Source organism: Pseudoxanthomonas sp. 68-E7 (assembly GCF_057773145.1).
Genome location: NZ_JBYMTI010000003.1, coordinates 389,117 through 407,266, shown reverse-complemented (window position 1 = coordinate 407,266; position 18,150 = coordinate 389,117). Strand labels below are relative to the sequence as shown.

The following is an 18,150-nucleotide window of genomic DNA, read 5'->3' as shown; positions in this document are numbered from 1 at the left end:
GCGGCCTTCACGCCAATCCCATGATTTCTTAACAGGACGCATGCAAGGCTAGCTCGTCCCAACATCCTGCACGGAAGGACGGTTGTGTATGAGCAACGAGAAGAAAGCGGATTTTTCGGGCGTCACCGCCAAGGTGGATTCCACCGAGCAACTCGTGGAGAAGGCCGACTTCTCCGGTGTGACCGCGAAGGTGGACAGCACCGAGGAGCTGGTCGGCGAACAGAGTTACACGATCGAGAAGGGCGACACGCTCTCCAAGATCGCGAAGGAGCACTACGGCAGTGCCAATGCCTGGAAGCACATCTTCGAGGCCAATCGCGATGTCATCGAGGATCCGGACCGGATCTTCCCCGGCCAGGTGATCAAGCTGCCGCCCAAGGACAGCATCGCCTGAGCGCCCGCTCACCTCACCGACCATTCAACGGCTGACACAAGGACTGACACCATGAAGCAGAACCGCATCTCCTACGCCCTGATGATCGCGCTGGCCGGCACCGTGGCCCTGGCCGCCTGCAAGAAGAAGGAAGAACCGGTCGCCGCCCCGCCGGCCGCCACCGAACCCGCTCCGGCTCCGGCGCCCGCTCCGGCCGAACCCGCTCCCGCGCCGGTCAGCGCCACCAGCGTGACCGTGGGCAACACCGCCGCCGCCGACAAGTCGGTCGCCGCGGTCAGCACCTTCACTCCGAAGGACAAGATCATTGTTTCGGTGAAGACCGATGCCAGTACGCCGGCCAATGCCAACGTCGATGCGAAGTTGACGTTCCAGGATGGCCAGGTGGCAGGTCAAAAGACGCAGGCCATCAAGGCCGAGGACGCCGGCACCACCAATATCGAGTTCACGAACAGCAATCCCTGGCCCGCCGGCAAGTACAAGGTCGACGTGACCTTGAATGGCCAGCCCGTGGGCATGACCCAGGAAATCGAAGTCAAGTAATTCCACCCTCTCTCCCACCCTGGTGGGCAAGCTCGGGCGCGATGCGAATCGCGCCCGCTTTTTTTGGGACACCGGCGGTTATCGCACCGGGCCGCCGCCGCCACGGACAAGGCAGGCCGCGCGCCGCCGCATCCATACGCCGGAGGCTGGTGATCCGGGTTTTGCCCAGGACTGCATAAACCGCGACAATGGGGGTCCGTTTCACCCCTGTCGTATCCCTCTTTTCGCTCGACCCCTTTGTTCACCCCCGCGCGCGGCCCGCCGCGTGCCATCTCAACCGGGAGCAGTTCCATGGCAGAACCTGTCCTCACCCCGCCCCCCGGCGGTGAGAAGATCACCATCTCCGGCGGCAAGCTCAATGTCCCCAACCATCCGATCATTCCCTTCATCGAGGGTGACGGCACCGGTCCGGACATCTGGCGTGCCTCCGTCCGCGTGCTCGACGCGGCGGTGGAAAAAGCCTACGGCGGTGCCAAGAAGATCCATTGGCTGGAAGTGTTCGCCGGCGAGAAATCCAACAACCAGTTCGGCACCTGGCTGCCGGATTCCACCGTGCAGGCCTGCCGTGACTACCTGGTCTCGATCAAGGGCCCGCTGACCACGCCGGTCGGCGGCGGCATCCGCTCGCTCAACGTCGCGCTGCGCCAGATGCTGGACCTGTACGTCTGCCTGCGCCCGGTGCGCTGGTTCGAGGGTGTGCCCTCGCCGGTCAAGAAGCCGGGCGACGTGGACATGGTGATCTTCCGCGAGAACACCGAGGACATCTACGCCGGCATCGAATGGGCCGGCGGCAGCGCCGACTCGCAGAAGGTGCTGGACTTCCTGGCCAAGGAGTTCCCGCAGGCGTTCGACAAGATCCGCTTCGGCACCCAGGACAAGGTCGATGCCTGGCAGGACGCGCTGGCCTCGGTTGGCGCGCCCAAGCGCGATCTGGGCGTGCAGGTCGGCGTCGGCATCAAGCCGGTGTCGTTCCTGGGCACCACCCGCCTGGTCCATGCGGCCATCGAATACGCGATTGCCAACAATCGCAAGTCGGTGACCCTGGTCCACAAGGGCAACATCATGAAGTTCACCGAAGGTGGCTTCCGCGACTGGGGCTACCAGATCGCGCGCGAAGCCTTCGGTGCGGTCGAGCTGGACGGTGGCCCGTGGCACGTGATCCCGGAAGGCAAGCCGGGCGCGGGCCTGGTCATCAAGGACGCCATCGCCGACGCGTTCCTGCAGCAGATCCTGCTGCGTCCGCGCGAGTACGACGTGTCCGCCACGCTCAACCTCAACGGTGACTACCTGTCCGACGCGCTGGCCGCGCAGGTCGGCGGCATCGGCATCGCCCCGGGCGCCAACATCAACTACGTGACCGGCCACGCGGTGTTCGAGGCGACCCACGGCACCGCGCCGAAGTACGCCGACCAGGACAAGGTGAACCCGGGTTCGGTGATCCTGTCCGGCGAGATGATGCTGCGCTACATGGGCTGGACCGAAGCGGCCGACAGGATCATCGACGGCGTCAACAAGGCCATTGCCAGCAAGCGCGTCACCTATGACTTCGCCCGCCTGATGGATGGCGCCACCGAAGTGAAGTGCAGCGAGTTCGCCGACGAGATCATCAAGCACCTGTAAGGGCGCGATCCCGCGGTTGGTGTTGCAGACGCCCGGCTCACGCCGGGCGTCTTTTTTTGGCGTGATTGGTGTCTGCCGAAGCAGGGATAAGGCTTCCTCCTCCGCGCGCGACGGGCTGAGGTAGATCGGCCCAGATACATAGTCGCTGCTTCCGCGCGCGATTGCATAAAGCGCCCCCATCCCAACCTTCCCCCGCACGCGGGGGAAGGGGCCAGGCGATCATTCCGCGCAGGTGCCCGCTTCCGCCTCCCCCTTCGAAGAAGGGGGACCGAGGGGGGATTTGCTGTTGGCGCGAAGTGCGAGCGCCTCCCAGCCAATGGGCTGCGCTTGTCCGGGCCCGGCCGGATCCTCGAAGCGGCTGCCCCGCCTCAGCGGAACAGCGACAGCGCGGTCATCTCGCGCAGGCGGCGGGCATGCAGGACGCGCAGCGCGCGCTGGTGGCGTTCGACCGGAACCGGCCGGCGTCGCGGCCGCTCCTCGCCGGCCGCCGAACGGGCCGCCTCCGTGCTGGCGATGTGACCATCGAGGAACAGCATGCCCTGACTGACGGCGCCCAGTTCACGCCACCACGAATGCTTCGTTTCGGTACGCATGGGGTTCTCCTGCCGCCGGACCTTCCGGCTTGAACAGGAGCCAAGTTAGGCTCATCCTGATTCCCGAAAAAGCGAAACCTGCGCAAGCCAGACTTGAGCCGCATTCAACATGGATCCTTCCGCATGAGCCGTTTGCCGCTGGACCAGATCGACGCCTTCGTCACCGCCGCACGGATGAAGAACCTGACCCGCGCGGCCGAGGCAATGCACCTGACCGTCAGCGCGCTGAGCCACCGGATGCGCCTGCTGGAGGACCGGGTCGGCCACAAGCTGCTGGCGCGCGGTCCGCGCGGGGTGGAGCTGACCCCGGAAGGCCAGCGCCTGTTCGATGCGGTGGCCACGCCGCTGGACGCGATCGGACACGCGTTGCAGCGCATGTCGGCGCGCAACGACCACGTCATCACCCTCAGCCTGATTCCGTCGATGGCCACCGCCTGGCTGGTGCCGCGCCTGCCGGATTTCCTGGCGGCGAATCCGGAGCTGGGCCTGAACCTGCAATCGAGCACCCACGTGGTGGACTTCGAGCGCGAACCGGTGGACCTGGCGCTGCGACTGGGCGGTGGCCGCTGGCCCGGCGTCCGCTCGGAGTACCTGTTCCACGAATGGATCCAGCCGGTCGCCAGCCCGGCCTTCCTCAAGCGCCATGGCAAGCCCGCCCTGGCCCGCATCGGCAGCCTGCCGTTGCTGGGCGATCCCTCCGAGCGCTGGAAGGACTGGTTCGCCGAATTCGGTGGCGAGCCGCCGCGCCGCTTCGTGGCCCAGTTCGACGATACCGAGACCCTGCACCAGGCCGCCGCGCAGGGGGTGGGCGTCGCGCTGGCCCGGCTCACCCTCGCCGAACCGCTGATCAAGGCCGGCCGGCTGGTGCCGCTGACCAGCAAGTGCCTGCAGGCCGACTTCGCCCACTACCTGGTCTATCCGGAGCGCAGCCTCGCCCACCCGGACTTCCAGACCGTGCGCAAGTGGGTGCTGGACGAGGCGCGGGTGGACGCATGATCCAGCCGACCGTCATCGCGACACTCATCCACGACGCCTTCGCCGACTATCACGCGCGGTTCGCCGACATCACCCGCCGCGCCCGCCATCGGTTCGAACGCATGGACTGGGCCGGCACGCGCGCGGACGCGGTCGAGCGCATCGAACTGTACGACGAGTGCGTCGCCGAATGCGCGCTGCGGCTGCAGGCGGCGCTGCTGGATCACGCACACGACCGCATGCTGTGGTCGGCGGTGCGCGACGGCTACGACCGGCTCATCGCGGATCTGATCGACCGCGAGCTGTACAAGACCTTCTACAACACGCTGACCCGGCGCTTCTTCAAGACCCGCGGCGTGGATCCGTCGATCGAGTTCATCGCGATGGACATCGAACCGACCGACGCGATCACCCATCCGGTCGCACGGCACAGCTACGCGGTGTCAGAACTACGTCCCACCGACACCTTCGTGCGGGTGCTGGGCGACTATCCGTTCGACATCCCGTACGCGCATCGCACCCGCTGCGCGGCCTCGATCGCGATCCGCCTGCAGGACGATCTGGCGCACTGGGGCGAGAATCCGGTGCGGGGCATCGAGCTGCTGGACACGGTGTTCTACCGCGAGCGCCGCGCCTACCTGGTGGGCCGGGTGTTCGGCGAGCACCGCTTCTCGCCCTGCGTGATCGCGCTGGTCAACGACGGCGGAGCGCTGAAGGTCGAGGCGGTGCTGACCCGGCGCGGCGATGTGGCGCATCTGTTCGGCACCTCGCGCAGCTACTTCCATGCGGACCTGTCCACGGTCGGCGATGCGGTGGTGTTCCTGCGTTCGCTGCTGCCGGGCAAGCCGATCGACGAAATCTACACGGTGCTGGGTCGGGCCAAGCAGGGCAAGACCGAGCGCTTCCGCACCTTCTTCCATCATTTCGACACCCACCCCGGCGAACAACTGGTGCAGGCCGAGGGCACCCCCGGCATGGTAATGGCGGTATTCACCCTGCCGAGCTATCCGCTGGTGTTCAAGATCATCCGCGACCGCTTCGCCTATCCCAAGGAAGTCAGCCGCAAGGACGTGGAGGATCGCTACAACCTGGTGTTCCACCTGGATCGCGTGGGCCGCCTGCTGGATACCCAGCCCTACCGGTTCCTGCGCTTCCCGCGCGCGCGCTTCGCCCCGGCATTGCTGGAAGAACTCCTGTCCAGCTGCGGGCACGGCATCACCGAGGATGGCGACGATCTGATCATCCACCTGTGCTACGTGCAGCGGCGGCTGCGCCCGCTCAACCTCTACCTGCGCGAACAGAAACCGGAAGCCGCGCTCGCCGCCGCGATCGACTACGGCCAGGCGATCAAGGACATGGCGCGCAACAACATCTTCCCCGGCGACATGCTGCTGAAGAACTTCGGCGTATCGCGGCACGGCCGCGCGGTGTTCTACGACTACGACGAGCTGTGCCTGGTCACCGACTGCCACTTCCGCGACTGGCCGCAGCCGACCTGCTACGAGGAGGAGATGGCGGACGGACCGTGGTTCTACGTCGGGCCCGGCGACGTGTTTCCCGAGCGCTTCCCGCAGTTCCTCGGCCTGCCGGCGCCGCAGGCGAACGCGTTGCGCGCCGCGCATGGCGATCTGTTCAACGCGGGCTGGTGGCGCGATCTGCAGGCGCGGCTGGCCGCGGGCGACTATCCGGATACGCCGCCGTATCCGGATGCGTTGAAGCTGGCGTGAGCCGGACCGGCACGCGGATTTACTCCCGTGATGCACTTCCCGACCACCGGATGCGGGGGAATCGGATACCTCCTATGGGAAAGACACCGGGCCGGAAATAACGTCGCCGGATCTTCCCTGTTGGCACTTCCGCCATGCGACATTCCTTTTCTGCCCTGCTCCTTTCCTGCCTTTCCGCCTTCGTGTTGCCCACTCCGGCGATGGCCCAGCCCGCCTCCCCCACGCCGGAGCAGACCTTCCAGCTTTACGTCAGGACGTTCCTGCATTTCGACATGGACGCCGCGCGGACGCTCAACGATGCACTCAGGCCATTGCATGACGGTCGGGACGCGCTAGATCTGGAAGCAGGCGAAGCGCTTGCCCACGTGTTCCGCAACGGCGTCCCCGCGGGCCTGCTGCCATTGCCGCCCGAAGGAACGCGCAACGATGCCGATCCCTCCGGCGAGAAGACCGACCAGCTCGGACAGCGCGTGGCCAACGCGCTCTACCAGACCCTGACCACCACGCCCTGCACGGTGGAGAACATGATGGACCACTCGCCGGAAAGCGGGGAGGAGGAATACATGGTCACCCTCGCCTACATGTGCCCCATCCCGGATGCCACCGGTGCGCGTGATGCGTTCCAGACCTTGCTGGCCGGTTTCTCGTTCGAGCGGATGTCCACTTTCACGGAGGCGTACACCCTCGCCCTGCAGAGGTCGCGCGATACGGCGGTGCGCGGCGAATTCCGTTTGTCCGCGCCTTCTTCCAGCGGTCCTTGGCATCCCGACGATAGTCGCGACCTGGAAAAGCTCCTGTCCTCGCTCATGGAGGCGTTGGCACCTTTCCAGGATCTGGTCGAGCAAGCCGCGGCAAAAGAGGTGCCCGCACTCACCGGCGTGGCAGCCTGCGATCTGCTGCTTGCGCGCCATCGCGGCTGCGTGGCCCGGAGCGCACCAGACCAGTTGCCCGGGGTGGATGAGATGGCGGCCGAGCTGAAGGCCGAGGCCGCCGGCAAGGACGTTGAATACATGACCGGCAAGTGCAGATCCCTTCGACCCATCACCGAAGCCATGTGCCTTATCCCCTAGCGGCGGTCGGGCAAGAGGTGCGTCGGGCAAGCGGCAGTATCACAAGGCACTCACCCCCGGACAGCGACCTGATCATGGCCTGCTGACAGCCGTCGCGTTACCTTTGTCGCGCCTCCCGTCTTTCCGGCCCGCGATGAGCACCTACCGCCTGCAATCCATCTTCCGGCCCGCCTCGGTGGCGGTGGTCGGCAGCCGGTCGCGACCGCGGTCGGTCGGTCGCGCGGTGATCAACAACCTGCTGGAAGGCGGCTTCGGTGGCCCCATCGGACTGGTCAACCTGCATCCGGCGAGCATCGACGGCGTGACCACCGCCCGGCGGCTGCGGGATCTGCCGTGGAAGCCGGATCTGGTGGTGATCGCCACGCCGCCGGCCACCGTGCCGGGCATCGCCCGCGAGGCCGCCGAATGTGGCGCGGGCGCGGTGGCGGTGCTGACCGCGGCGATGGGTTCTGGTCCGGATTCGCCGGCGGCGCAGCTGGAAGCCATCGCGCGCGAGAAGGGCCTGCGCGTGCTGGGGCCGAACTGCCTGGGCGTCATCGCGCCGCACGTCGGCCTCAACGCCAGCCTCGCCGGACGCCTGCCGGGCGCGGGCGACCTGGCGCTGATTTCGCAGTCCGGCGCGATTTCCGGCGGACTGGTGGAATGGAGCGTCGGCCGCTCGATCGGATTTTCCGCGGTGGTGTCGCTGGGCGACGCGCTGGACGTGGATTTCGCCGACCTGCTGGACTACTTCGCCACCGATCACCGCACCCGCGCGATCCTGCTGTACGTCGAGGCGATCAAGGACGCGCGCAAGTTCATGTCGGCCGCGCGCGCCGCCGCGCGCACCAAGCCGGTGGTGGTGGTGAAGTCCGGCCAGTCCGCGGCGGCGACCGCGCGCGCCGCCGCCGACAGCACCCACGTCCAGCACCTGGCCCATCCGCGCGTGGTGTACGACGCCGCGTTCCGGCGCGCCGGCCTGCTGCAGGTGCGTTCGCTGGACGAATTGTTCTCCGCCGCCGAGACGCTGGGCCGGTTGCGTGCCTTCCCCGGCCGGCGGTTGGCCATCCTGACCAACGGCGGCGGCGTGGGCGCGCTGTCCGTGGATCGCCTGCACGAACTGGGCGGCACGCTGGCGGCGCTGTCCGACGATACCCGCGATCGCCTCGACGCGATGCTCCCGGCGGGCTGGTCGCGCAGCAATCCGGTGGATCTGCTGACCGATATCGACGCCGCGCGCTACGCCGCCACCATCGAGGCGCTGCTGGAGGATCCACAGAACGACGCGCTGCTGGCGGTCAACGTGCCCACCGTGCTGTCCTCGGCGGTGGAGACCGCCGAGGCGATGACCCGGGTGCTGCGCGCGCGCCCCGCGCACGGTCCGCACAAGCCCGTGTTCGCGGTCTGGCTGGGCCACGATCCCGCCGCCGCCGAGGTGCTGGACGCGGCGCGGATTCCCAACTATCCAACCGAGTCCGACGCGGTCGGCGGCTTCATGCATCTGGTGCGCTATCGCGAAGCGCAGGCCGCGCTGATGGAAACGCCGCCCAGCCTGCCCGAGGATTTCGTGGTCGACACCGACGCGGCGCGCGCGCTGGTCGAGCACGCGCTGAAGGACGGCCAGCACTGGCTGGATCCGCTGGCCACCGCGCACGTGCTCGCCGCCTACGGCATTCCGGTCGCGCCGCTGCGCCGCGCGCGCGATCCGGAGGATGCCGCCCAGGTGGCCGCGCCGTTGCTCGCCCAGGGCATGGCGGTGGCGGTGAAGATCCTGTCGCCGGACATTCCGCACAAATCCGACATCGATGGGGTGCGCCTGAACCTGGTCAGCGCCGACGCCGTGCGCGAGGCGGCGGCCGGCATCCTGCAGCGCGCGCGCAGCGCGCGCCCGGATGCGCGCATCGGTGGGGTATTGGTGCAGCCGACCCTGCTGCGGCCCAAGGCGCGCGAGCTGATTGCCGGCATCGCCGACGACGAGGTGTTTGGCCCGGTGGTGGTGTTCGGGCGCGGCGGCACCGCCGTGGACGTGATCGACGACAAGGCGCTGGCGCTGCCGCCGCTGGATCTGCGGCTGGCGCACGAACTGATTGGCCGCACCCGGGTCTCGCGCGTGCTCAAGGCCTATCGCGACGTGCCGGCCGCCGACGAACGCGCGATCGCGCTGGTGCTGGTGAAGCTGGCGCAACTGGCGGCCGACATCCCCGAAATCCGCCAGCTGGACATCAATCCGCTGCTGGCCGATCGCGACGGCGTGATCGCGGTGGACGCGCGCATCGCGGTGGCGCCGGGCCGGAAACTGCACAAGGGCCGCGGTCATCCGCGCTTCGCGATCTTCCCGTACCCGAAGGAATGGGAACGCACGATCACCCTGGCCGACGGCAGCGACGCGTTCGTGCGGCCGGTGCGGCCGGAGGACGACGCGATGTTCCGCGAGTTCTTCACCCACGTCACCGACGAGGATCTGCGCCTGCGCTTCTTCCAGTCGGTGCGCCATTTCAGCCACGAGTTCATCGCCCGCCTGACCCAGATCGACTACGCCCGTTCGATGGCGCTGGTGGCGCTGGATCCGGCCAGCGGGCAGATGCTGGGCGCGGTGCGGCTGCATGCCGATGCCAACTACGATCGCGGCGAGTACGGCATCCTGGTCCGCTCGGATCTGAAGGGCCACGGCATCGGCTGGCGGCTGATGCGGATCATGATCGAGTACGCCCGCTGGCTTGGCCTGAAGGTGGTCGAGGGCCAGGTGCTGCGCGACAACCGCACCATGCTGGCGATGTGCGAGCAACTGGGTTTCCGCATCCGCGCCGATCCCGACGAGCCGACCCTGATGGACGTGGAACTGCCCATCGACGGACGCGTGGAAGACGCCGGCTAGAGCCGGCAGACCTGGCGCAACCGGATCGCACCGGCCTCGGCGCCGTGCTGGTCGGCGGCGGCCTGGCGCAATCGGCGGATCAGCGCCGCCGGTTCGCGGTCGTCCTCGCTGGAACAGGCCAGCGTGATCTGGCCCCAGGCGATCGCCTCGCCCATCGCGTAGACCTCGTAGTCGGCGAAGTAGCCGGCGCCAGGACGCGCGGAATCAGGTGCCGACATGGCGTTCGGACTCGCACTCGGCGCAGCCCAGATGCTCCAGCGCCATCTCCAGCGCCAGCGTGTAGCTCTGCGCGCAATAGCCCTGGGCCACCGCGAGGCAGGCACGCGAGGGCGGCAGGCGCGGTTCCGGCGCATCGCAGTCGTCATCGTGGACCTCGATGTAGGGAATGCCGGCGTGGTCGACCGCGGCATGCAGGCGCGCGCTGGTGGCAGCGCTGCCGGGGTCCAGCAGCAGCAGTTCGGTGCGGGTGAGCCGGGCGCCATCCAGCGCATGCAGGTACTCGGCTTCGTTGGCGCACACGCGCACGGCGAGGGTCTTGCCGGCGGCGGCGGCGCGCTCGGCCAGCGCGCGCACGACCGGCGCGGGCAACGGCGGCGGCGGTTCGCTGCCATGGGCGCGGCGCTCCGGACCGCGGATGAGCAACAGTGACATGGGAAGCTCCGGGTTGCGGGGAGGAAGGAGGCGGATTCAGATGTCGCCGGCCGGCGTCCGCAGGCGGCGCAGGGCGATCGACAGCGCCAGCACGTGGCCCTGCACGCGGTCGCGGTTGAACACCACCGTCGCCAACGGCGGATGGCGCAGGTCCAGGCGCGACTCCAGCACCTGCGCGCTGTCGTCGTGCACTTCGATGTAGGGCATCGGCACCTGTTCCAGCGATTCGCGCAGGGCCGGCAGCGCGGGGGCGTTGGCGGCGAGGTCGCCCGCATCCAGCAACAGCATCCGCACGTCGAGCGCGGCGCACGCGCGCAGGCCGGTGAGCAACGCGTCCGTGTCCGTGCAACGGCAATGGAACACGCGGTGGCCGCAGGCGCGCGCCCGTGCCCGCAGGCCGCGCAGCGCGGAGGGCGCCATCGCCGCGCCGGGGGCGGAGGACGCGTGCGGGCCCTCGAGGATCAGGAGGTTCATGCCGGGTTTCCAGGCGCGCTTTCGCGCGGTGGAAACAGGCTAGGCGCCGGGGGCGTAAACGGACCATTCCGGCCAGCGCCCCGCCGCGTAAATTCCACATAAGCGGCATGCGGGCATTCAGCCGTGCCGCGTTGCACATGCGTGATAGGCTCGCCGCACTTTCCCCCGGAGACCACCGATGAAGCCGCATTCGATCTGCCTCGCCGTGCTGTTGGCCCTGGGCGTGCCCGCGCTCGCGCATGCGCAGGACGCCTCGTCCGCCGCCGCCGATGCGGCCATCACGCTCGATGGCGCGATCAAGGGTGATTGGCGCACCCCGGCCAACGTGGCCCGCGACGGCTACCGCCACCCCGCCGAGACGCTGTCGTTCTTCGGCCTGAAGCCGGGACAGACCGTCGTCGAGATCACCCCGGGCGGCGGCTGGTATTCGGAGATTCTGGCGCCGTATCTACGCGGGAGCGGCCAGTACGTGGCGGCGATCGTGGATCCGGCGGCGGTCGCGCAGGGCGGTGGTCGCGACTACCAGCAGCGCAGCAAGGACGGACTGGAGAAGAAGTTCGCCGCCTCGCCGGCGCTGTACGACACGACCAAGGTGGTGGCGTATTCGCCGTCGGCGCCGGTGTTCGGCCCGCCGGCCTCGGCGGATCTCGTGCTGACTTTCCGCAACGTGCACAACTGGCGCTCGGCCGGGCAGGCCGAAGGCATGTTCAAGGGCTTCTTCGACGTACTCAAGCCAGGCGGCGTGCTGGGCGTGGTCGAACACCGCGCCAAGCGTGACGTGCCGGCGGACGACAACAGCGGCTATGTGGGCGAAGCGCAGGTGATCGCGCTGGCCGAGGCGGCCGGATTCCGGCTGGACGGCAAGAGCGAGATCAACGCCAATCCGCGCGACACCAAGGATCATCCCAACGGTGTGTGGACCCTGCCGCCGTCCAACAATCACGATCCCAAGGACGCGGAGAAGTACAAAGCCATCGGCGAAAGCGATCGGATGACGCTGCGGTTCGTGAAGCCCTGAGTCGAGCCGCTGGTCCGTGCTGATCGCGTTCAACAAGCCCTTCAACGTGCTGTGCCAGTTCACCGATCGCAGCGATCCGCCCCGGCGGACGCTGGCGGAATTCGATCTGCCGCCGCGGGTCTACGCGGCGGGTCGGCTGGACTACGACAGCGAGGGCCTGCTGCTGCTCACCGATGACGGCGGACTGGCGCACCGGCTGACCGATCCGCGCCACAAGCAGGCCAAGACCTACTGGGCGCAGGTGGAAGGCACGCCGCAGGACGCGCAGCTCGACGCGCTGCGGCGCGGGGTGGTGCTGAACGATGGACCGACCCGACCGGCCGAGGTGCGCCGGCTGGATCCGGATCCCGCGCTGTGGCCGCGGGATCCGCCGGTGCGTTTCCGCAAGACGGTGCCCGATACGTGGCTGGAAATCCGAATCAGCGAAGGCCGCAACCGGCAGGTGCGGCGGATGACCGCCGCCGTCGGCTTGCCGACCCTGCGCCTGGTGCGCGTGGCGATGGGCAATGTCGCACTGGATGATCTCGCGCCAGGTCAGTGGCGCGAGGTCCGTTCGTAACGCCCGGCTGGCCTCACATGAAACCGTCACGCCGGAGGCATTCCGCGTGGCGGGAAGCCGCGGAAGTCGATCAGGGATTGGCCGAAGGCGCGCGCGAGGTGGTGCGGCGGCCGGTTCGCCCGGTGCCGTTGACCTTGCGCGCCTCGATGCGGCGCGACTTGCCCTCGATCGGCGCATCGGCGGCGTCGCGCTTGCGCTTGCGGTAAGCCGCGTAGGCCAGCAGGCCGATGCCCGCGGCCGCCGCGACGGCCACCACCGGATTGCGGCGGATGAACTTGCCCGCCGTCTTCGCGCCGGTCTTGGCCGCACCCAGCACAACACCGGTCTGCAACAGTTTGTCGGCGTTCTTCGGCACCGCCTGCTTGAGGCTGCTGCCTGCCTGGCTGACCAGTTCCAGCGCGCGGTCGGTAATGATGGTGAGCTTGCTCATCGTCGTTGTCCTGTGTAGATGACGGCATCCAGTGTCCATCCGCGGATGTTCACGGCACGTTAGCGGCGCCCCGATGCGCCGACCGGGGGCTGAACGGGTGGGTTTCCAGCTTGTGGGAGCGACGTGAGTCGCGACCGGAACACTACGGAAAAGGCCGCCTTCGCGACTCACGTCGCTCCTACGGAACATGTCGTCCGGTCAGGTGCCGCGTGGCTTGGCCCGATGGGTGGCCTGGGCGGTCCACGGATCGTCGGGCCAGGGATGCTTGGGGTAGCGGCCCTTCATTTCCTTTTTCACTTCCGGGTAGGTGCGCTCCCAGAAGCCGCGCAGATCCTGGGTGACCTGGAGGGGGCGTCCACCCGGCGACAGCAGGTGCAACGTGAGCGGGATGCGGCCATCGGCGATGCGCGGCGTTTCGGCCAGGCCGAACAGTTCCTGCAGCTTCACCGCCAGCACCGGCGGCTGGCCGTGGGTGTATTCGATGCGCCGCTCCATGCCCGAGGGCACGCTGATGCGGGTCGGCGCCAGCGCGTCGATCCGCTGGCGCAGCGACCAGTCCAACGGCGATCGGAGTGCTTCGCCGAGTTCGGTTTCGTCGAGCGCGTCCAGCCGGCTCTTGCCGGCGAAGGCCGGCCTCAGCCAGCGATCCAGATCCGCCAGCAATGCCTCGTCGGACAGATCCGGCAAGCTGAGCTCGGGCATCCATTCGCGCAGGCTGCGCACGCGTTCGCGCCACTGCCGCAGCGATTCGGTCCACGGCAGCGCATCGATTCCCAGTTCGCGCACCGCATCGGTGAGCGCCTGCGCGGCCAGCGCCGGATCCACGCGTCCGGTCGAACGCGCTTTCAGGATGATGCGATCGAAACGGGTCTCGCGCTGCGCGCTCAACGCACGCCTGCCGGCGTCCCAGCGCACCGTGTCCCCGGTGACGAAGCGGTCCGGGAACTCGCTGCGCAGGAAAGCCTCATCGACCGGCGCACCGCGCTGGATCAACGCATCCTTGGCTTCGTGGCGCAGTTCATTGGCGACGATCCAGGGCTCGCCGAACAGCGCGCTGTCATCGAACAGGCGCGCCATGCGCCCATTGGCGAGCGCGTAGCGGCGCGGATCCTGGGGATGCTGGTAGCCGATGCGATCGGGATAGGCATGACTCAACCGGTCTCCCAGCAGATGCGCTTCCAGGGTCGCGGGTGGCGCGGCCTCCTCGCGCAGGCGCCGGCGCCATTGCTTCGCCGCGGCGTCGATCGCGGCCAGGGCGGATCGATGGGCGTCGCCGGGCGCCCGGCCCTGGCGGAACGCCGCCAGCGCACGCCAGCGCGCGGCCAGCGCATCACCGCCGCCGCGCAGCGGATCCCGCGCTTCAATCAGTGCCGCCAGATCACAGGACAGCGCCCGCGCCGCGCCATTCGGCGCCGACAGCAACATCGCCGCCAGGCGTGGATGCGTGCCCAACGTGAGCATGCGCTGGCCGAGCGGGGTAACGCCGCCACTCTCTCCCAACGCACCCAGCCGTTGCAGCAGTTCGCGCGCCGCGCCCAGCGCACCGGCGGGCGGCGGGTCGACGAATCGCAGTTGATCGCTGCCCCAGGCCGCCAGCTCCAGCGCCAGCGCGGCCAGTTCGACCTGGGCGATTTCCGGCCGGCGCTGCGGCTCCAGCCGCTGCGACTGCGGCCACAGCCGGTAAGTCCAGCCTTCGGCGACGCGGCCGGCGCGGCCGGCACGCTGGTCCGCCGATGCCTGCGAAATGGCGACAACCTCCAACCGGGCGAAACCGCTGTTGGGGTCATAGCGTGGTTCGCGCGCCAGCCCGGCATCGATCACCACCCGCACGCCCGGCAGCGTCACCGAGGACTCGGCCACGTTGGTCGCCAGCACCACCCGGCGGTGGCCCTGCGGATCCGGCTGCAGCACTTCGGACTGCCGCTCCACCGGCAATTCGCCATGCAGGGGCAGCACCGCGACATCGCGGGGCAGCCCGTCCAGCATCGCATCCAGGCGCGCGATCTCGCGCTGGCCGGGCAGGAACACCAGCACGTCGCCCGGATGCGCCGCCAGCGCATGCTCGATCGCGCGCCGCGCCTGCGCTTCGGCGGGTTCGTCGCGGCGCGCGGGAAAATGCGCCACCGACACCGGAAAACTCCGCCCTTCGCTGCTCAGGCGCGGCGCGTCCAGGAACCGCGCCAGGCGTTCGCCATCCAGGGTCGCCGACATCACCACGATGCGCAGGTCCTCGCGCAGCTGGGCCTGCACGTCCAGCGCCAGGGCCAGGCCGAGATCGGCTGACAGGTGGCGCTCGTGGAATTCGTCGAACAGGATCGCCGCCACCGATTCGAGCATCGGGTCATCCTGGATCATCCGGGTCAGGATGCCCTCGGTGACGACCTCGATGCGGGTGCGCGCGGACACCTTGTTATCGAAGCGGATGCGGTAGCCGACGGTTTCACCGACCGCCTCGCCACGCTGCTTCGCCATGAAGCCCGCGGCCGCGCGCGCGGCCACCCGGCGCGGTTCCAGCATCAGGATCCGGCGCCCCTGCCCCCACGGCTCGTCCAGCAGCGCCAGCGGCACCTGGGTGGTCTTGCCGGCGCCCGGCGGCGCTTCCAGCACCAGCCGTGGATGCGCGGACAGGCTCCGCCGGATCTCCGGCAGCAGCGGGGTGATCGGGAATTCAGGTGACGGCGCGGGCGACGACATGGCCGGCTAGGATACCGGCTCCGCGCGCCGGGCCGACTACAATGGCGCGCCCTTCGCTGCGCTTTCCCACGCTCCATGCACCTGATCGACATCGGCGCCAACCTGACCCACGAGAGCTTCGCCCACGATCTGGACGCGGTGATGCAGCGGGCCCGCGCGCACGGCGTGGCGCAGATGGTGGTGACCGGCGCCAGCCGCGAGCATTCCCCGCAGGCGCTCGCGCTGGCCCGCGCGCACCCGGGCGAACTGTTCGCCACCGCCGGCGTGCATCCGCACCACGCGGTCGAGTACACCGACGAATGCGACGCCGAAATGCGCGCGCTGCACGCCCATCCGGAGGTGGTGGCGGTCGGCGAATGCGGCCTGGACTACTTCCGCGATTTCTCGCCGCGGCCGGCGCAGCGGCGCGCCTTCGAGCGCCAGCTGCAGATCGCCGCCGAGAATGGCAAGCCGCTGTTCCTGCACCAGCGCGATGCGCACGCCGACTTCATGGCGATGATGAAGAACTTCGATGGCCGCCTGGGCCCGGCGGTGGTGCATTGCTTCACCGGCAGCCGCGAGGAGCTGTTCGACTACCTGGACCAGGACTGGCACATCGGCATCACTGGCTGGCTGTGCGACGAACGCCGCGGCCAGCACCTGCGCGAACTGGTGCCCCACATCCCCGCCGAACGGCTGATGATCGAGACCGACGCGCCCTACCTGCTGCCGCGCACCGTGCGGCCACAACCGTCGCATCGCCGCAACGAGCCGATGTACCTGGCCCACATCGTGGAGGAACTGGCGCGCGATCGCGGCGAAGAGACCGGCGTCACCGCGGCCACGACCACCGCGACCGCGACCGCGTTCTTCCGCCTGCCGGCGTGCGAATCCGGCGCCTAGGCATGCGTTCAGCCAGCCCACGCCCGGGGCCGGCATCCTAGCGCTGGTTGCGCTCGCTCCATTCGCAGATTCGGACGGTACGTTCCAGATCGCATTGCATGTCGATGTGCCGAGGCGGCCAGCCGATGCTGCCGTCCCGGAAGCCCTCGATCAGCCGTCCGTTCTCCTCGATGCACACGCCCCAGGTGTTGATGCGATCGCCCATGGGCACGATCATCCCGATCCGGCTCTTGCCGACCAGGGTGAACGCACCCGCATCATCGGTGACGGCGGTGTATCGGGATGGCTGGCAGCCGGCTCGGAACGTCTCCGGCAACACGTGGATGCGCACGCCCGCCACCGGCATGGCGCCGCGGACCAGCCGGCCTTCGATCCGCGGGACGATCTGCTCGCGATACGGAAAGCAGCCGGTCAGCACGCAGAGACCGGCGAACAGCGTCAACCAGCGCCCGATGCGGATTGCGTGCCTCCGCGAGAGGAACCGGCACCCGTGCGATGCCCGTGCAGAAGGGGGACGAGGATGACGTTGCTGCATGTCCTGGACGGTTACGAAGAGAAGGTTTGCCACCCTGGCACGCGATGGCGCAGGGCGGTCGCGGTCGGATCGCCGGACATCGTAGGCGGGGCCCCTTTCGCGCGCCATCGGAGCATTCCGAGTCACGACCGGACACGCACCGCGACAGGAACGTCACCGTGCCGGCAGCGACGCCTCGTAGGCCTGCAGGTGGCACCAGGCGGTGGACAGCAGGGGCACCGGCCTTCCGAACCGCTGCGCGCGGTGCACCATGTCGCCGACAATCTGCAGGCCTTCGACACGCTGGCCGGCTTCCAGGTCGCGCAGCATCGAGGCTTTCAGATCCGTACCCGGCTGCCGCAGGGTAGACAGGGCGGTGTCCTGCGCGGCCTGCGGAATCGGTTGTCCGGACGCGGCCGCCACCGCGGTGCATTCGGCATACAACGCGGTCATGAACGCCTCGCCGCCCTCGCCCGCCACGATCCGCCCGATCGGCGCGCGCATCAGGCAGGTGCCGGCGGCCAGCGCGGTGAGGAAGCTGTACTTGATCCACTGCTCCCGGCCGATGTCCGGCGACAGCAGGTGATCGATGCGTGCCTTTTCGCAGGCTTCTGCGAAGGCGTGCAGGCGCGCGCGCGGCGGAACGCCGTCACGCTCGCCGAAGGTGATCGAGGCGGGCTTGCCCAGATGCAGGATCTCGCCCTGCGGGCCCTTGGTCGCGCTGATGAAGCATAGGCCACCGATCACGCGATCGCAGCCAAACCGCTCGTCCAGCCGCGCGTAGTGCAGCAGCCCGTTGAGAATCGGCAGCACGTCGGCACCGGCCTGGAGGGCCGGCGCGATGGCGTCGATCGAACTGTCCAGGTCGTAGGCCTTGCAGCTGAGCAGGACCAGATCGAACGGCCGCGACGCCGCCAGCGCGGGCAGCTGCGCGGCGGTCACCGTCGCCACCGGCAGTTCCGCGTCGCCAAGGGGACTGCGGAGGCGCAGGCCGTCGCGCGCCAGATCCGCGGCGCGCGGGGACCGGACCAGGAAGGTGACGTCGGCGCCGGACTGCGCGAGCCGGCCGCCGAAATAACCGCCGGTACCGCCGGCGCCCAGGATCAGGATTCGCATCCGCACCACTCCTTGCATTGCGCCGGTTTGCTCCGGCGC

Annotated in this window: 18 protein-coding genes; 10 read left to right on the top strand and 8 right to left on the bottom strand. The window is 68.8% G+C overall.

Annotation, left to right across the window (positions count from 1 at the left end):
• The first annotated feature begins 88 nt into the window (after nucleotides 1-88).
• From AC3DE2_RS09910 to icd, 3 genes are all read left to right on the top strand, one after another.
• Nucleotides 89-394, top strand: a complete 306-nt coding sequence (locus tag AC3DE2_RS09910) for a LysM peptidoglycan-binding domain-containing protein (protein WP_447103956.1) — start codon at nucleotides 89-91, stop codon at nucleotides 392-394.
• 51 nt (nucleotides 395-445) lie between these two features.
• The gene (locus AC3DE2_RS09905) at nucleotides 446-934 is read left to right on the top strand and encodes a hypothetical protein (RefSeq protein ID WP_488426035.1); all 489 of its coding nucleotides are present in this window, start codon (nucleotides 446-448) and stop codon (nucleotides 932-934) included.
• Nucleotides 935-1,225: 291 nt separating this feature from the next.
• Complete coding sequence (gene icd / locus AC3DE2_RS09900; protein ID WP_295379254.1) at nucleotides 1,226-2,554, top strand: isocitrate dehydrogenase (NADP(+)); 1,329 nt, start codon at nucleotides 1,226-1,228, stop codon at nucleotides 2,552-2,554.
• Between the two features lie 368 nt (nucleotides 2,555-2,922).
• Here the strand turns inward: icd and AC3DE2_RS09895 are convergent, their stop codons facing one another.
• Complete coding sequence (locus AC3DE2_RS09895) at nucleotides 2,923-3,147, bottom strand: hypothetical protein (RefSeq protein WP_295379251.1); 225 nt, start codon at nucleotides 3,145-3,147, stop codon at nucleotides 2,923-2,925.
• Between the two features lie 123 nt (nucleotides 3,148-3,270).
• Here AC3DE2_RS09895 and AC3DE2_RS09890 point away from each other — a divergent pair, with 123 nt between their 5' ends.
• From AC3DE2_RS09890 to AC3DE2_RS09875, 4 genes are all read left to right on the top strand, one after another.
• Nucleotides 3,271-4,143: a LysR substrate-binding domain-containing protein gene (locus AC3DE2_RS09890; RefSeq protein WP_295379249.1), complete on the top strand. Its 873-nt coding sequence runs from the start codon at nucleotides 3,271-3,273 to the stop codon at nucleotides 4,141-4,143.
• The gene (gene aceK / locus AC3DE2_RS09885; RefSeq protein WP_488426034.1) at nucleotides 4,140-5,849 is read left to right on the top strand and encodes a bifunctional isocitrate dehydrogenase kinase/phosphatase; all 1,710 of its coding nucleotides are present in this window, start codon (nucleotides 4,140-4,142) and stop codon (nucleotides 5,847-5,849) included. Before AC3DE2_RS09890 ends, aceK begins: the two co-directional genes overlap by 4 nt.
• Before the next feature lie 134 nt (nucleotides 5,850-5,983).
• A complete protein-coding gene (locus AC3DE2_RS09880; protein WP_488426033.1) occupies nucleotides 5,984-6,919 on the top strand; it encodes a hypothetical protein in 936 nt (311 codons plus the stop codon).
• 133 nt (nucleotides 6,920-7,052) lie between these two features.
• Entirely contained in the window at nucleotides 7,053-9,773 is a 2,721-nt protein-coding gene (locus AC3DE2_RS09875; RefSeq protein WP_488426032.1) for a bifunctional acetate--CoA ligase family protein/GNAT family N-acetyltransferase, read from the top strand.
• On the opposite strand, the gene AC3DE2_RS09870 is transcribed toward AC3DE2_RS09875, so the two are convergent.
• The 3 genes from AC3DE2_RS09870 to AC3DE2_RS09860 are packed head-to-tail and all read right to left on the bottom strand — an operon-like array spanning nucleotide 9,770 to nucleotide 10,898.
• A complete protein-coding gene (locus AC3DE2_RS09870; protein WP_295379239.1) occupies nucleotides 9,770-9,991 on the bottom strand; it encodes a hypothetical protein in 222 nt (73 codons plus the stop codon). The two genes, AC3DE2_RS09875 and AC3DE2_RS09870, sit on opposite strands and share 4 nt — an antisense overlap.
• A complete protein-coding gene (locus tag AC3DE2_RS09865) occupies nucleotides 9,978-10,424 on the bottom strand; it encodes a type II 3-dehydroquinate dehydratase (protein WP_295379237.1) in 447 nt (148 codons plus the stop codon). Before AC3DE2_RS09865 ends, AC3DE2_RS09870 begins: the two co-directional genes overlap by 14 nt.
• Nucleotides 10,425-10,460: 36 nt before the next feature.
• Nucleotides 10,461-10,898, bottom strand: coding sequence for a hypothetical protein (locus AC3DE2_RS09860; protein ID WP_295379235.1), 438 nt, complete (start codon nucleotides 10,896-10,898; stop codon nucleotides 10,461-10,463).
• Between the two features lie 178 nt (nucleotides 10,899-11,076).
• On the opposite strand from AC3DE2_RS09860, the gene AC3DE2_RS09855 reads away from it, so the two are divergent.
• Nucleotides 11,077-11,916, top strand: coding sequence for a class I SAM-dependent methyltransferase (locus AC3DE2_RS09855; RefSeq protein ID WP_295379232.1), 840 nt, complete (start codon nucleotides 11,077-11,079; stop codon nucleotides 11,914-11,916).
• Nucleotides 11,917-11,932: 16 nt separating this feature from the next.
• Nucleotides 11,933-12,475, top strand: a complete 543-nt coding sequence (locus AC3DE2_RS09850; protein WP_295379229.1) for a pseudouridine synthase — start codon at nucleotides 11,933-11,935, stop codon at nucleotides 12,473-12,475.
• 70 nt (nucleotides 12,476-12,545) lie between these two features.
• On the opposite strand, the gene AC3DE2_RS09845 is transcribed toward AC3DE2_RS09850, so the two are convergent.
• Together AC3DE2_RS09845 and hrpB are read right to left on the bottom strand one after the other, a co-directional pair.
• Nucleotides 12,546-12,905, bottom strand: coding sequence for a hypothetical protein (locus AC3DE2_RS09845; protein WP_295379227.1), 360 nt, complete (start codon nucleotides 12,903-12,905; stop codon nucleotides 12,546-12,548).
• A gap of 198 nt (nucleotides 12,906-13,103) precedes the next feature.
• Nucleotides 13,104-15,599, bottom strand: a complete 2,496-nt coding sequence (gene hrpB, locus AC3DE2_RS09840; RefSeq protein WP_488426031.1) for an ATP-dependent helicase HrpB — start codon at nucleotides 15,597-15,599, stop codon at nucleotides 13,104-13,106.
• 75 nt (nucleotides 15,600-15,674) lie between these two features.
• Between hrpB and AC3DE2_RS09835 the strand changes: the two genes are divergently transcribed.
• Nucleotides 15,675-16,481 carry a TatD family hydrolase gene (locus tag AC3DE2_RS09835; protein WP_295379222.1) on the top strand — a complete coding sequence of 269 codons (807 nt, stop codon included), beginning with the start codon at nucleotides 15,675-15,677 and terminating at the stop codon, nucleotides 16,479-16,481.
• 37 nt (nucleotides 16,482-16,518) lie between these two features.
• Here the strand turns inward: AC3DE2_RS09835 and AC3DE2_RS09830 are convergent, their stop codons facing one another.
• Complete coding sequence (locus AC3DE2_RS09830; RefSeq protein WP_295379220.1) at nucleotides 16,519-16,923, bottom strand: hypothetical protein; 405 nt, start codon at nucleotides 16,921-16,923, stop codon at nucleotides 16,519-16,521.
• 246 nt (nucleotides 16,924-17,169) lie between these two features.
• A complete protein-coding gene (gene panE, locus AC3DE2_RS09825) occupies nucleotides 17,170-18,111 on the bottom strand; it encodes a 2-dehydropantoate 2-reductase (RefSeq protein ID WP_295379218.1) in 942 nt (313 codons plus the stop codon).
• Nucleotides 18,112-18,150: the final 39 nt, after the last annotated feature.